Here is a 13,633-nt window from a genome sequence, read left to right on the forward strand (position 1 = left end):
AAATAGGCGGCCACGGCGAGCTCGCGCCCGTTCAGGGTCGCGTCCCCGATCCCGGTCACGCCGTCCTCGGTGGTGATCCGCAGGGTCACGAAGTTCCGGGAGGGGCTGGTGACGAACACTTCAGCGGCAATGATTTTCACAACAGGTCCTTTTCTGCTCTTACAGGGGGTGTCTTAGTTGCCCGGCGCCAGCGGCCCGGCGCCGGCCGGAACGGTGGGGGCGCCGTCGGCGGTGCCGGCCGGCCGGACGGCCGCCGAAGAACCGTCGCCGCCGGTGCGGCGGGCCTGGATCTCGGTGAGGATCCGGGCGTGCATGGCATCGGTAAGCGTGTACTTGGCCATGACGAGCACGGCCAGGATGGTCATGACGGCCGGCAGGGCGCCTGCGGCGATCTGGATGCCGAAGACGGCGTCGGGCGTCTGGACGGCGCCGGACTTGTAGCCGCCCAGGGCCAGGGCGTAGGCGGCGAGCGCACCGCCGACGGCCTGTCCGGTCTTGCGGGTGAAGGAGAACAACGCGTAGGTGATGCCCTCGGTCCGGACTCCGGTCTTCCATTCGCCGTACTCCACGGTGTCGGCCTCGAGCGCCCACACGACGATGTTGACCGCCAGCACGCCCACGAGGCTGATGACCAGGCCGGTGAATCCGATCCAGACCTGGCTTGCCGGGGTGAAGAAAACGATGGCGCCGCCAATGACCGTGAGCAGCGAGGAGAAGATGTAGACGCGCTTTTTGCCAAGGTTCCGGACCAGCTTCGGCATGAACAGGGCCAGAACGAAAGTGAGGACGAGCTGGGTGATGGACAGTACGGGGTACAGGTCCAGCCGGCCCAGGACATCGCGGAGGTAGTACAGCTGGACCGAGGTGAGGGCCAAGTAGCCGGTCAGGAAGAAGAAGGAACTCACGCACAGCATCAGCAGCGGCCTGTTGCCCTTGAGGGTGTCCATGCTCTGCTTGAACGTGACGTTGGGGACGGCGCGGTGGACCCGCTCCTTGGCGGTCAGGACGGTGAAGAGGTACAGGGCCGCGCCGATGACGACGAAGACAAGGGTGATGGTGGTGAACGTTGCCTGCAGGTTGGCGCCCGGCTTGATCAAAGGCGCCACGAAGATGCCAAGGGCGGAGCCGACCAGCATTCCGCCGATCATCCGGGCGGAGCCGAGCTTGGCGCGTTCCGCGGGGTCCTGGGTCATGGCGCCGGCGAGGGAGCCGTAGGGGATGTTGACCAGGCTGTAGGCCAGGCCCAGGGCTGCGTACGTGACGTAGGCGTAGAGCAGAGTGCCGGATTCGCCGAGCTCAGGGATGGAGAAGGTGGCCACGCTCAGCAGCAGCAACGGGATGGAACCGAACATGATGAACGGACGGAACTTGCCGAACCGCTTGCTGTAGGTCCGGTCCACCACGCGGCCGGCGAAGACGTCGGCGAAGGCGTCGAAGATCCGCACCACCAGCAGCAGGGTGCCGGCGGCCGCGGCGGAGATTCCGGCCACATCCGTGTAGTACACGAGCAGGAACATGGTGGCGGTGGTGAAGGCGAGATTGTTTGCGGCGTCGCCGGCGCCATAGCCGACGATGCTGAGCTTGTTCAGCTTTTTCATGATTGGGCTCCTTTACCCGTTGCCGGACCTGGGTCCGGCGAAAAATGTGCGGTGAGGCCTACGCCTTGGAGGTGCTGTTCTTGGTGCCGGCCAGTGCCGTCCACCGTTGGCGCAGGGCATAGGCGGCGGGTTTGGGCCGCCTGTCCCGGGTGAAGACGCCCTTCTTGTTGCCGTCAACGCGCATGATGCCGTTGGAGGTCTGGAAGTCCGCAAAGTTCCAGACCTGTTCACCGACCATGGCGTCGACCCGGTCGAAGACCCGGTGGTACATGGCCAGGAACGCTGCCTGGTATTCCTCGCTCCAGGGCTGTTCATAGATGGAGTGGAAGCCGGGCATGGTGTCCGGTCCGTACTCGGTCATGATCATGGGCTTGCCGTACTTGGCTTCCCACTCGCGCAGCTCCTTCTCGAGGTGCTGCTCGGCGGTTTCGAGGTCGCCGTTATCGACGTACCAGCCGTAGTAGCGGTTGAGCATGATCACGTCGAACAGGTCCCCGAGCAGTTCCTTGTCCGGGGTGTCGAACAGGACGTTGACGTAGCCGACGGGCCGGGTGGGGTCCAGGCTGCGGGTCAGCTCCGCGAGGGGTGCGAAGTACTCGCGGGCACCCTCCTCGGAACCGTTGGGTTCGTTGGCGATCGACCAGATCACGACGGAGGGGTGGTTCTTGTCGCGGGCGACGAGTTCGGTAATCGCCTGCCGGTGGTTGGCGGCGGTGTTGGCGTCCACGCCGCCCTCGACGTAGGTCTTCTTGGCGATGCCGCCGAAGACGGCGCCGAAGCCCAGGTGCAGCCCGACGGCGGCGGTTTCGTCGATCACGACGATCCCGTGCCGGTCCGCGAACTCCATGACTTCCTCGGCGTAGGGGTAGTGCGAGGTCCGGAACGAGTTGGCGCCCACCCAGTCCAGGAGCTGGAAGTCGTTGACCATCTGGGCGTTGCTGTGGCCCTTGCCGATGGCCACGTGGTCCTCGTGCATGCCGAAGCCGGTGAAGTAGAACGGTTCGCCGTTAATGAGGAATTCCTTGCCGCTGACTTCCACGGTGCGGACGCCGACCGGCAGGGTGTAGCTGTCCAGCAGCCGGCCGCCGTCGCGGATCTGCGCGGTGAGGCTGTACAGGTAGGCCGCGCCGGGCTTCCAGAGCACGACGTCGGCGACCGCCAGGGTGCCGCGGGCGCCGTCGGCGCGGGCGACCTCGACGCCGTCGGCGTCGCGGAGGGAAACTGTGACCGTTTCGCTGCCGGTTCCGCCGGCGGTGGCAATCGTGTAGTCGACGCTGCCGGCGGTTCCTTCGAAGCCGGTGACGACGGTGATGTCATCGACCGTGACCGCGGGGGTGCTGAAGAGCCAGAGGCTGCGGTGCAGGCCGGCGTAGTTGTAGAAATCGTGGAGGTAGCTCTGCTGCCGGCGGCCGTCCCCGGTGACGGTGATGGTCCCGGGCGGGATGGTGGCCTGCGTGAGCTCGTTGTTGACCGAGACCGTCAGGCGGAAGGCCTGTCCGGGTGTCACATGGTCCGTGATGTCTGCGCTGAACGGCATGTAGCCGCCGGTGTGCTGTGCCACCAGGGTGTCGTCCACCCACACCATGCCTTCGTGGGTGGCGGAGTCGAGGCGGACGTGGATGCGCTCCCCTGCCCAGCCGCGCGGGACGCGCACGTCGCGCTGGTACCAGACGTAGCCCACGTGGTCCCGGATGGCCTTGTCGGGGAAGACGTCGTTGTAGCTGGCCGGGACGCCCATTTCCAGTCCGGTTTCCAGGGGCGCCTTGAACCATTCGTCCCGGTGGCCGGAGCGGTCATGGTCGACCTTGAAGCGGTACAGGCCGTCGAGGTTGACGATCTCGCGGGTTTCGCTGGCCTGGGGCTTGAGCATTGGGAGGTCCTATCGCGTCTTTGCGGGCAGTGCCGGGGAGGGTTTTTAGGGTCCGGCCGCGGGGCCGGTTTGTGCTCTTGCTGTAATCCTAATCACTTGGCAATCAAATGGCAAGCGGTTGCCATCATTTTGTTGAAAGTTCATTGAAACTCCGCTGTTCATTGAAACACTGCTGCCCGGCTCCCGATGATCCGGGAGCCGGGCAGCAGTGCTTGCCCGCAGGGCGTTACGGGGAGACAGCCTGCTCCCCGAACGTTCCGCGCAAGCTTTCAATGAGGTCCACGACGGAACGGTCACCGGCCAGGGCCGGATCCACCAGGGCCAACAGTGCACGGGTCCGCTCGGCGCCCGCGAGCCGATTGGCTGCGGCTGCCTCCTCGGCGAGCGGATCCTGGAGCGCGGCCGAGGCGGCGCTGTAGTCCATCCAGGCGGCAATCATGAGCGCGGCCGCCGCGCCGGGCCTGCCCGCGGCACGCTCGGCCCGCAGCACCGGAACGGCGCGCATCCGCAGCTTCGTGCTGCCGTCCATGGCGATCTGTGCGAGGTGGTGGGCAATCCGGGCGTTGCCGAATCGCTCCAGCAGGGCGGCGCGGTAGGCCGGGATCTGCAGCTCGGCGGCATGTCCCGCCGGCCCGGACAGATTTGCCTCCGCCTCGTCCCAAAAGCTTTCAATGGCCCGCAGGCACAGCGGGTCTGCCAGGGCCTCGGCCACGGTGGTGTGGCCGCGCAGCAGGCCGGCGTAGGCCAGCAGGGAGTGCGCGCCGTTCAGGAGCCAGAGTTTGCGGTTCTCGTACGGCTCAATCTCGGCGACGAACACGGCTCCGGCGTCTTCCCAGCGCGGCCGCCCGGCGGGGAACTCCCCGCTGAGCACCCAGTTGGAGAAGGGCTCGGCCACCACGGGCGAATTGTCGCGGTAGCCGCACGCGGCCTGGACGGCGGCGATGTCCGCGGCCGTGGTGCGGGGAGTGATGCGGTCAACCGAGGTGCTGACGAAGCTGACGTTGGCGTCGATCCATCCGGCCAGGCCCGCGTCCCACGCCCCGGCCATGCCTGCCACGGCATTGTGCGCGACGGTGCCGTTGTTGGAAAGGTTGTCGCAGCAGACGACGGCGAGCGGTCCCGCCCCGGCAGCCCGGCGGGCGGCGAGGGCCAGCACCAGCCGGCCCAGCGGCGTCGCCGGGTTGGCGCTGCCGGACGCCAGCAGCGCAAGGTCGGCGGCGACGTCGGGCGCGGAGCGGTCAAGCTGCCCGTCGGCGCGGAGCCGGTAGGCCGCCTCGGTGATGGTCAGGGTGATCACCGCGGTGGCCGGCGCGGCAACCAGCTCCGCCAGGCGCTGGACATCCGCCCCGTCCACGGCTTCGACGATGCTGCTGACAACGGTGAAGGTGTCGCCGCCGTCGGCCCGGTTCACGATCGTGTAGAGCCCGTCCTGTTCGGCCAGCGCCAGGGCGGCGTCGGGGCGGCGTCCGGTAAAGGCCGCAATGCCCCAGTCCGCTGCGTCGGACGCCTGGTGGGTGTACCAGCCCTGGTGCGAGCGGTGGAAGGCGCCCAGCCCCAGATGGACGATCCGCACAGGCGCCGTCGCACCGGGGTGCAGGCGGCGGCTCAGTTGGGGAAGTTCCACGGCGGCCTCGACCTCGGATTCCTGTGCGGATGTCAGTTCGGCGCTCACAGTTTGAACACCCGTCGGGGTGAGCCGTCCACGACGTCGACGATCAGTTCATGGGCGCGGTCCTCGCTGACGCGGTGCTCCGCGACCAGCCTGGCCAGGAAGGAGGCCTCGATCCGGCGGGAGGCATCGTGGCGCGCGGGGATGGAGCAGAAGGCGCGGGTGTCGTCGATGAAGCCGGACGAGCGGGAGAATCCTGCGGTTTCGGTCACGGCCGAGCGGAAGCGCAGCATGGCGTCGGGCGCGTCCAGGAACCACCATGGCGCACCGAGGTAGACCGACGGGTAGAAACCCGCCAGCGGCGCGAGTTCGCGGGAGAACACGGTCTCATCGAGGGTGAAGAGCACCAGGTGGAAGTCCTTGGCGGTGCCGAAGTCCTGCAGCAGCGGACGGATCGCCTCGGTGTAGTTGACGGCGAACGGGATGTCGTGGCCGGTGTCGGCGCCGAAGGCGTTGAAGGTGGGTTCGTGGTGGTTGCGGTAGGACCCCGGGTGGATGGTCATGACCAGGCCGTCCTCCACCGACATCCGTGCCATCTGGTACATCATGTGGGCCTCGAAGTCGTCGCGGTCGGCCGCCGTGGCCTGGCCCGAGCGGGCGCGGTCGAACAGCCTGGCCGCGTCGCCGGCGTCGAGCTTGAGCGTTGCCGGGGTCCGGACGCCGTGGTCGGCCGAGACTGCGCCGTGGTCCACGAAGTAGCGGCGCCGGTTTTCCAGGGCGGTGAGGTAGCCGGCATAGCCGGCGGCGCCGTCGCCCGCTGCCGCAATAAGCCGGTCAACATTCGCACTCCACGTGGGGTGCGCGATGTTGAGGTAGGCATCGGGGCGGAAGGTGGGCAGGACGCGGCCGTGGAAGGTGGGGTCCTCGGCGATCGCCGCGTGGCTGGCGAGGCTGTCCAGGGGGTCGTCGGTGGTGGCCAGCACCTCGATGTTGAAGTCCTTGAAGAGCTGGCGGGGACGGAAGCCGGGCTCCAGCAGCTTGGCGGAGATCGCGTCGTAGCTGGCGTCGGCGGTTTCGGCGCTGATCTCCTGCCGGAGGCCGAAGACGCTGCTGAACTGGGTGCGGAGCCAGTAGCCGGAGGCCGTGCCTTCGAAGAGCGGCCAGGCCTTGCAGAACTCGCGCCAGACCGTGCGGGAGTCCGGTTCCGCCGCGGCCGAGCCCCGGAGCCGGTCCAGCGGGACGCCGCTGGCGTGGATCAGCCGGGTGACGTAGTGGTCCGGGCTGACCAGCAGCGCTGCCGGGTCCGGGAAGGGGCTGTTGTGCTCGATGACGGCGGCGTCAACGTGCCCGTGCGGGGAAATGATGGGGAGGTCCTGGACGCGCTGGAGGAGGTCGCGCGCAATGCTGCGCGTTCCGGGATCCGCGGGCAGAAGCCGGTCTGGGTTGGCGGCAATCGACTGTGACATAGATCAATGGTCCGGCTTGCCTCCGGCATTTGTCAACCGGTTGCCAATAATTGCCATCAAGTTGCGGATGGCCTCACAGGTGTGGCTAGCCCGCGGGCAGCAGCCGCCCGCTCGAGCCGCGCAGCACCAGCTCCGTCTCGACGCGCAGCGTGGCGGCCGGTTCCCCCGCACCGTGCAGCAGATCAAGGAGCAGGGTCGCGGCACCGGCGCCGCACTCCCCCAGCGGCGAGCGCACGGTGGTGAGCGGTGGCGTGGTGAAATCCGCGCCGAAGATGTCGTCGAAACCCACGATGCTGATCTGGTCCGGGACCACCATGCCGGCGGCCTGGAGTTCCTGCATGAGCCCGATGGCCAGGAGGTCGTTGTAGGTCAGCACCGCCGTGGCGCCGCTTGCCCGGACGTCGCGCGCCACCTGGCGGCCGCCGTCGACCGTGGGTTTGGTGGATTCCAGCCGCACGGCTTCGAGCCGGGACCACTCGCAGGCCGCCTGCACGCCTTCCCAGCGGCGCGCGGACATCCAGGACTGCGGCGGCCCGGCAACAAAGGCAACCTTGTGGTGCCCGTTGGCGGCCAGGCTGCGGACTGCCTCGCTGATGCCCTTGTTGACGTCGGGAACCACGCACGGCACGCCGTCGACCTCGCGGTTGATGACCACCACCGGCTTGTCCCGGGCGATGGCGCGGATGTCGTCGTCGTCCATGCGGGGGCTGGCCAGGATGAGGCCGTCCACGGTGGCCATCATCCGGCGTGATGCCGTCAGTTCGGTGACGCCGGACTCGGCCGACTCGGCCAGCACCAGGGTGTAGTCCCGCAGCGTGGCGGTCGTTTCCGCCCCGCGGATGATGTCGAAAAACGTGGGGTTGGTGATGTCCGCGACGATCAGGCCGAAGGTGTTGGTGCGGCCGGTGGGCAGCGCGCGGGCGAACGGATTGACCTGGTAGTTCAGCTCGGCGGCCGCGTCCTCGATGAGTTTCTGCGTCTTGGCGCTGACCCGGCCGGGCTTGCTCAGCGCCCGTGAGACGGTGGAAGGATTGACGCCGGCAACCTTGGCAATGTCGTAGATGGTGGCGGGGGACTTTCCGGACCGGGAGTGCTTCTTGGCCGGGTCTGTTGTTGCGGCAGCGTCCGGCGTCTTGGGTTCAGTCACCGCCCCATCCTAACGAGGAAACAACCCAACCAGCTCGCAGCAGGGGCCGTTTTGAGCGCTCAAAACGGCCCCTGCTGCGAGCTAGTTGGGCTGGGGTTGCGGGGCGGGCTAGGAGCGCTCGGCGAACTTGCCCTCATCCGCGATGCGCTTGTTCAGCTCGGCGAGGAACTCTTCCTCGTCGAAGTCCAGCGCCACTTCCGTGCCGGTCCAGCTCGAGAGGTGGATGGCGTTGGCCAGCCGGACACCCTTGATGCCGTCCGATCCCGGGGCCAGCAGCGGCGTGCCGTCCAGGATGTTGGCGGCGAAGTTCGCCAGGACGCCGGAGTGCTGCGCGCCCCAGACGGACTCGAACTCGATGACCTCGGTGGTGTAGTACTCGCCGGGATTCAGCTCGCCCATGAAGAGTTTGCGGACATCGTCCATGCCCATGCCGTCGCTGAGTTCACGCTCGGGCTTCTTCAGGCGGGTCACGGTGGCGGTCTTGCTGTTCTCCACCACGATCTTGCCCTGGTCGCCCAGGATCTCGAAGCGGTCGGTTCCCACGAGGTCGTGCGTCGCGGTGACGAAGACGCCCGTGGCGCCGTTGCCGTAGTCCACCACGGCAGTGACTTCGTCCTCCACGGCGATGTCGCGGCGGAAGCCGTAGGCCACCTTGGCGTAGACGGACTTCGGCACGCCGCAGATCCACTGCCACAGGTCCAGCTGGTGCGGGGCCTGGTTGACCAGAACGCCGCCGCCCTCGCCACCCCACGTGGCGCGCCATTCGCTGGAATTGTAATAGCCCTGCGGTCGCCACCAGTTGGTGATGATCCAATTGGTGCGGCGGATGCCGCCGATCTCGCCGTCGTCGACGATCTCCTTCAGCTTCTGGTACAGCGGGTTGTTGCGCTGGTTGAACATGATGGCGAAGGACAGCTCGGGCTTGCCCGCGGCAAATTCGTTGAGCTCCCTGACCTGCTTGGTGTAGACGCCGGCCGGCTTCTCCACGAGGGCGTGGATGTTGCGCTTGAGGGTCTCGATCCCCATTTCCGGGTGCAGGAAGTGCGGCACGCACGTCACGACCGCATCGACGTCGCCGCTTTCCAGCATCGTGATGTAGTCGTCGTAGAAGGGCGCGTCGGGGTACCTGGCGGCCGCCAGTTCCTTTTTCGCGGGGTCGGTGTCGCAGATGGCGCCGATCACCATGTTCGGGACCAGGCCGTCGGTGATGAACTGGGCGTAGGCGCCGCCCTGCTGGCCCAGGCCGATGATGCCCAGGCGTACTTGCTTGCTCATGTGGTGGTTCTCCGTAGTCAGTGGGGGTGGGTTAGAAAAGTTCGGCGTGGCCGAGCGCCACCAGGTTGTCGTGGGAGGTCTGCAGCGCGTCCCAGACGGTGCGCCCGTAGAGTTCGTCCTGCTCCACGAGCAGGTACCGGGCGCCGGCGGCCTGGGCGGCCGGAACAATGGATGCGAAGTCCAGGTTGCCTTCGCCCACTTCAGCGAACTGGACCACATTCTTGAACTCGGTCATGAAGCCCATGATGTCCCCGGAATCCAGGAGCCCGAACGAGGACTCCGGCAGTTCTCCGATCCGGTAGTCCTTCAGATGGACCATGGCCGTGCGGCCGGCGTACTTCTGCAGCGTCCGGACCGGGTCCAGGCCGCCGCGCTGCACCCAGTGCACATCGATTTCCATGCCCATGGCCGGGGAGTTCTCGGCAATGATGTCCAGCATGAATTTGCCGTCGAACTTCGCGAACTCGATGTGGTGGTTGTGGTAATACAGGCTCAGGCCCTGTTCCTGCAGGCGCTGCGCGTACTCGTTGGCCTCCTTGGCGAAATCAACGACTGCCGCGATTGACTTCATGGCCGGGAACGGCAGCATGCCGATCCGCAGGAGGCTGGAGTCCAGGCGTTTGGCGTCCGCCACGATCTTGTCGAAGTGCTCCGCCAGGGAGTCCCCGGGACGGCCTTTGGGGGTCTCCATCGCGACGGACAGTGCCGCGATGTCCATGCCCAGTTCGCTCCGGGCGCGGCCCAGCTCGGCGACGTTCTCCGGGGTCATCGGGATCTGGGAGATCTCGACGGCGTTGTATCCGATCGCGCTCACCTTGCGGAGCGTCTCGAACGCCCCCACTTCGGCGAAGCTGTCTTTCAGCATCATCGCTTGTACGCCAATTTTGGCCACTGTATTCCTCCGTGGTGTTACGGACCCGCAAGGGCCCTCGTTGCCGGTTAGGTGCTGCCGCCAGGGCGCCGGCCGTTCTGCCTGACGGCGCGGGTGGCCTCAGGCGAGGGCGCCCGCTTGTTCGTGCTGCATGCGCTGCGTCTCGAGCAGGCGGTGCCGGTCCGCGCGGCGCTGTTCCTGCCGGTCCGGGTCCGGGACCGGGGAGGCGAGCAGCAGCCGCTGGGTGTAGGGGTGGTCGGGGTCGGTGGTGACGACGCCGGCCGGGCCTTGTTCGACGATCTCCCCGTGGTACATCACGGCGACGCGGTGGCTGATGTGCCGGACGACGTCGAGGTCGTGGGAGACGAAGAGGTAGGACACACCGGTGTCCTTCTGGATCTGCAGGAACAGGTCCAGCACCCGGGCCTGGGTGGAGAGGTCCAGGGCACTGACCGGCTCATCGCAGACGATCAGCTTGGGCGAGAGGGCCAGGGCGCGGGCGATCGCCACGCGCTGGCGCTGTCCGCCGCTGAATTCGCGCGGCAGCCGGTTGATGGCGTCGGCGGGCAGGCCCACCTGGTCCAGCAGTTCCCTCACACGCTTTTTGGCCGCCGCGGCGTCCATGCCCTGCACACCCAGTGGTTCGGCGAGGATGTCGCCGATCTCCAGGGCCGGGTTCAGCGAGGTGTAGGGATCCTGGAACACCACCTGAAGGTCACGGCTCAGGACCCGCCGGTCCTTGCGGGTGGCGCGGCTGATGTCCTTGCCGTCGAAGCTGATCTTCCCGCCGGTCACCGGGGCCAGCCCCAGGATGGCGCGGCCCAGGGTGGTCTTGCCGGAACCGGACTCCCCCACCAGGCCGAGGGTTTCGCCGCGGCCGATGGTGATGTTGATGTCCGTCAGGGCGCGGAAGGGCTTGGCCCGGAACTTCTTGCTGGGGTACTCGACGACCAGCTGGTCGACTGTGAGCAGCGGAGCGCTGTCGGTGGGGCTCATGCGACTGGCTCCTTCTGGCCGGTGGAAACGAGCATGGACATGGGTTCCTTGCCCTCAAGCATCGATGCCAGGAGCGTTTGCGTGTAAAGCTCCTGCGGATTGCGCAGGATGTCGCGGACGGATCCTTCCTCCACAAGCCGGCCGTTCTGCATGACAGCCACACGGTCGCAGAGGTCCGCCACCACACCGAAGTTGTGGGTCACCAGGATGACGCCGATGTTCAGGCGCTGCTGGAGCTCGCGCAGCAGGTCCAGCACGTCCGCCTGCACCGTGACATCCAGGGCCGTGGTGGGCTCATCGGCAATAACCAGGTCCGGTTCGCAGCTGATGGCGCCGGCGATCAGGACGCGCTGGGCCATGCCGCCGGAGACTTCGTGCGGGTAGGCGTTGAAGGTCCGTTCCGGGTTGGCGATTCCGACGTCGGTGAGCAGCTTCAATGCCCGCCTCCTGGCCTCGGCCTTGGAGATGCCGAGGACGCGGACCATGGGCGTCACGAGCTGGTAGCCGATGGTGAAGGCCGGGTCCAGGTTGCTCATGGGCTCCTGCGGGATGTAGGAAATCCGCCTGCCGCGCAGTTTGGACAGGCGCTCCTGGCTGACGCGTTCCTCGCCCGGGGCAACGGTGTAGTTGCCATCGAACTGGATGGAGCCGGCCACGATGCGGGCATTGTCCGGCAGCAGCCCCAGGATGGAGAAGGCGGTCTGGGACTTGCCCGAACCGGATTCGCCCACGATGCCCAGGATCTCGCCGCGGTCCACGTGGAAGGAGACGTCGTCGACGACCTTCTTGATGGAGCCGTCTGCCTGCGGATAGCCGACGCCGAGATTGGTCACCTTGACCAGGTGGTGTTCGGTTCCGGGGTCGACGGCGGCCACTGACTTCCGCGACGGGCGCGCGGCGGCGGGCGCCGGCGTCGGGCCCTCTACTGAGACTGCCTTCTTTTTGCGGTGCTTGATTTTTTCGCCGTCTTCCAGGGCGTCGCGGATGGCGTTGCCCAGCAGGACCAGGGCTCCGATGGTGAGCGCCATGGCCAGCGCCGGCCAGAAGAGCAGCGTGGGAGCCAGGTAGACGTTCTTGAAGCCCTCCGAGAGCATTACGCCCCAGGTCGCCTTGGTGGGATCGCCCAGGCCGAGGAACTCGAGGCCGGACTGGATGGCGATGGCCACACCGGCAATGGCCGCGGTCTGGATAATGATGGGGGCGCGGACCACGGAGAAGATGTGGCGCGCGACGATGCTGAGGTCCGACAGCCCGGAGACCCGGGCGGCGTCAACGTACAGCTCGTTGCGCACGGACTGGACGGCCGTGCGGGTCAGCCGGAAGTAGGACGGGCTGATCAGGATGCCGAAGGCGATCATGGACATCCAGACCGAGGGGCCGAAGGCCGCGCGGATGGTGAGCAGCACGATCAGCCCGGGGAGGCTCATGAGGATGCTGACCACCCAGTTGGAGACTGCCTCGAACTTGCCCGAGTAGTAGCCGGCGATCAGCCCGGCCGGCAGGCCGATGGCAATGGCCACGCCGGCGCACAGCAGGGCGGAAAGTAGGGTCAGCTGCGCGCCGAACAGCAAACGGCTCCAGAGATCGCGCCCGGCGCTGTCCGTTCCCAGGATGTTGACGGAGTCCGGAGCGGCGAGGGTCTTGGCAATGTTGGCATAGTTCTGGTCAAACGGGGCCAGGACGGGAGCCAGGACGGCCAGGAGCGAAATCGCCAGCAGGATCGTCATGGCAATCAGGCCCAGGGGGTTCCTGAACAGGCGCCGGATGACGGTGGACCGGACCACGGTGCCGCTCTGGCCGGGGTGAATCGGAATGGCGGCGGATGCCGCGGTTGCGGCGGCTTCTTCGGAAGAATTGTTCATGACACACGTACTTTCGGGTTGAGCCAGCCATTGAGGATGTCCACCAGCAGGTTCACCACAATGACGACGACCACCGTGTACATCACGACGCCCATCACCACCGGAAGATCCGACTGGCCGGTGGCGGCGACCGCCATCGGACCCATGCCGGGAAGGGCGAAGATCTGCTCGATGATCACCACGCCGCCCAGCATGCCGATCAGCTGCAGGCTCAGCACCGTCAGGCCGGCCGGCGCGGCGCTGCGCAGGACGTGCTTGAACAGGATTTCCCGCTCGCCGATCCCGCGGCTGCGCAGGGTGCGGACATAGTCCCGCTCGAGTTGTTTGATGACGGCGCTGCGGATCTGCTGCGCGCCCCCGGTGACGCCGTTGATCAGAAGGGCTATCACCGGAAGCGACATGGAATAGACCCACGCGTCGGCCCCGGAATCCGGGGAAATGGTGCTGGTGGCCGGGAACAGGCCCAGCTGGATGGCCAGGATGGTGACCAGGATGACGCCGATCACGAACCCCGGAACGGAGTCGCCGATGATGGCGCCAACCTGGACCACCCTGTCCACCCAGCCGCGCTTGACCGCGGCGAAGACACCGATGAGTGCGGCACAAATTGCGATCAGGATCATTGCGGCGAAAACCATGGTCATGGTCACCGGAATCCGGGTGGCCAGGGAGTTGGCCACCGGTTCCGAGGAGAACCAGGAGGCGCCCAGGTTTCCGCTGAGGGCATCGGCCACCCAGGCAAAGTAGCGGGTCAGCAGGGGCTGGTCCAGCCCCAGCTCGTGTTCTTTCATCGCCACCTGCTCAGCGGTGGCCTGATCGCCCAGGATGTTCCTGGCGATGCTCCCGCTGGACATATAGAGCAGGAAGAAGGTGAGCGCCGAGACAACAAGCAGCACCACCAGCCCGCTGCCCAGTCGTTTCGCAATGAACCTGATCATG

The 13,633-nt window shown here is 66.9% G+C and carries 10 protein-coding genes and 1 pseudogene; all 11 read right to left on the reverse strand.

Annotated elements, in window-relative coordinates; all coding sequences use genetic code 11:
- Positions 1-140: pseudogene (locus tag AC1DN2_RS20875) on the reverse strand (bifunctional D-altronate/D-mannonate dehydratase); the annotation flags it as partial.
- A 33-nt stretch (positions 141-173) separates the two neighbouring features.
- Entirely contained in the window at positions 174-1,598 is a 1,425-nt protein-coding gene (uidB, locus tag AC1DN2_RS20880; protein WP_476851812.1) for a glucuronide transporter, read from the reverse strand.
- 58 nt (positions 1,599-1,656) lie between these two features.
- Positions 1,657-3,468 carry a beta-glucuronidase gene (gene uidA / locus AC1DN2_RS20885; RefSeq protein WP_476851813.1) on the reverse strand — a complete coding sequence of 604 codons (1,812 nt, stop codon included), beginning with the start codon at positions 3,466-3,468 and terminating at the stop codon, positions 1,657-1,659.
- 226 nt (positions 3,469-3,694) lie between these two features.
- On the reverse strand, positions 3,695-5,140 hold the full coding sequence (locus AC1DN2_RS20890) for a mannitol dehydrogenase family protein (RefSeq protein WP_476851814.1): 1,446 nt from the start codon (positions 5,138-5,140) through the stop codon (positions 3,695-3,697).
- A complete protein-coding gene (uxaC, locus tag AC1DN2_RS20895; protein ID WP_476851815.1) occupies positions 5,137-6,543 on the reverse strand; it encodes a glucuronate isomerase in 1,407 nt (468 codons plus the stop codon). Before uxaC ends, AC1DN2_RS20890 begins: the two co-directional genes overlap by 4 nt.
- Positions 6,544-6,628: 85 nt before the next feature.
- Positions 6,629-7,690, reverse strand: coding sequence for a LacI family DNA-binding transcriptional regulator (locus tag AC1DN2_RS20900; protein ID WP_476851816.1), 1,062 nt, complete (start codon positions 7,688-7,690; stop codon positions 6,629-6,631).
- Positions 7,691-7,798: 108 nt separating this feature from the next.
- Complete coding sequence (locus AC1DN2_RS20905) at positions 7,799-8,965, reverse strand: Gfo/Idh/MocA family protein (protein ID WP_476851817.1); 1,167 nt, start codon at positions 8,963-8,965, stop codon at positions 7,799-7,801.
- A gap of 31 nt (positions 8,966-8,996) precedes the next feature.
- The gene (locus tag AC1DN2_RS20910) at positions 8,997-9,833 is read right to left on the reverse strand and encodes a sugar phosphate isomerase/epimerase family protein (protein ID WP_476851818.1); all 837 of its coding nucleotides are present in this window, start codon (positions 9,831-9,833) and stop codon (positions 8,997-8,999) included.
- A 123-nt stretch (positions 9,834-9,956) separates the two neighbouring features.
- The gene (locus AC1DN2_RS20915; RefSeq protein ID WP_223914556.1) at positions 9,957-10,832 is read right to left on the reverse strand and encodes an ATP-binding cassette domain-containing protein; all 876 of its coding nucleotides are present in this window, start codon (positions 10,830-10,832) and stop codon (positions 9,957-9,959) included.
- Positions 10,829-12,694, reverse strand: a complete 1,866-nt coding sequence (locus tag AC1DN2_RS20920) for a dipeptide/oligopeptide/nickel ABC transporter permease/ATP-binding protein (RefSeq protein ID WP_476851819.1) — start codon at positions 12,692-12,694, stop codon at positions 10,829-10,831. The genes AC1DN2_RS20915 and AC1DN2_RS20920 overlap by 4 nt, the downstream gene beginning before the upstream one ends.
- On the reverse strand, positions 12,691-13,632 hold the full coding sequence (locus AC1DN2_RS20925; RefSeq protein ID WP_476851820.1) for an ABC transporter permease: 942 nt from the start codon (positions 13,630-13,632) through the stop codon (positions 12,691-12,693). Before AC1DN2_RS20925 ends, AC1DN2_RS20920 begins: the two co-directional genes overlap by 4 nt.
- Between the last annotated feature and the right edge of the window lies 1 nt (position 13,633).

It is taken from the genome of Arthrobacter sp. 01L42, from assembly GCF_056400005.1.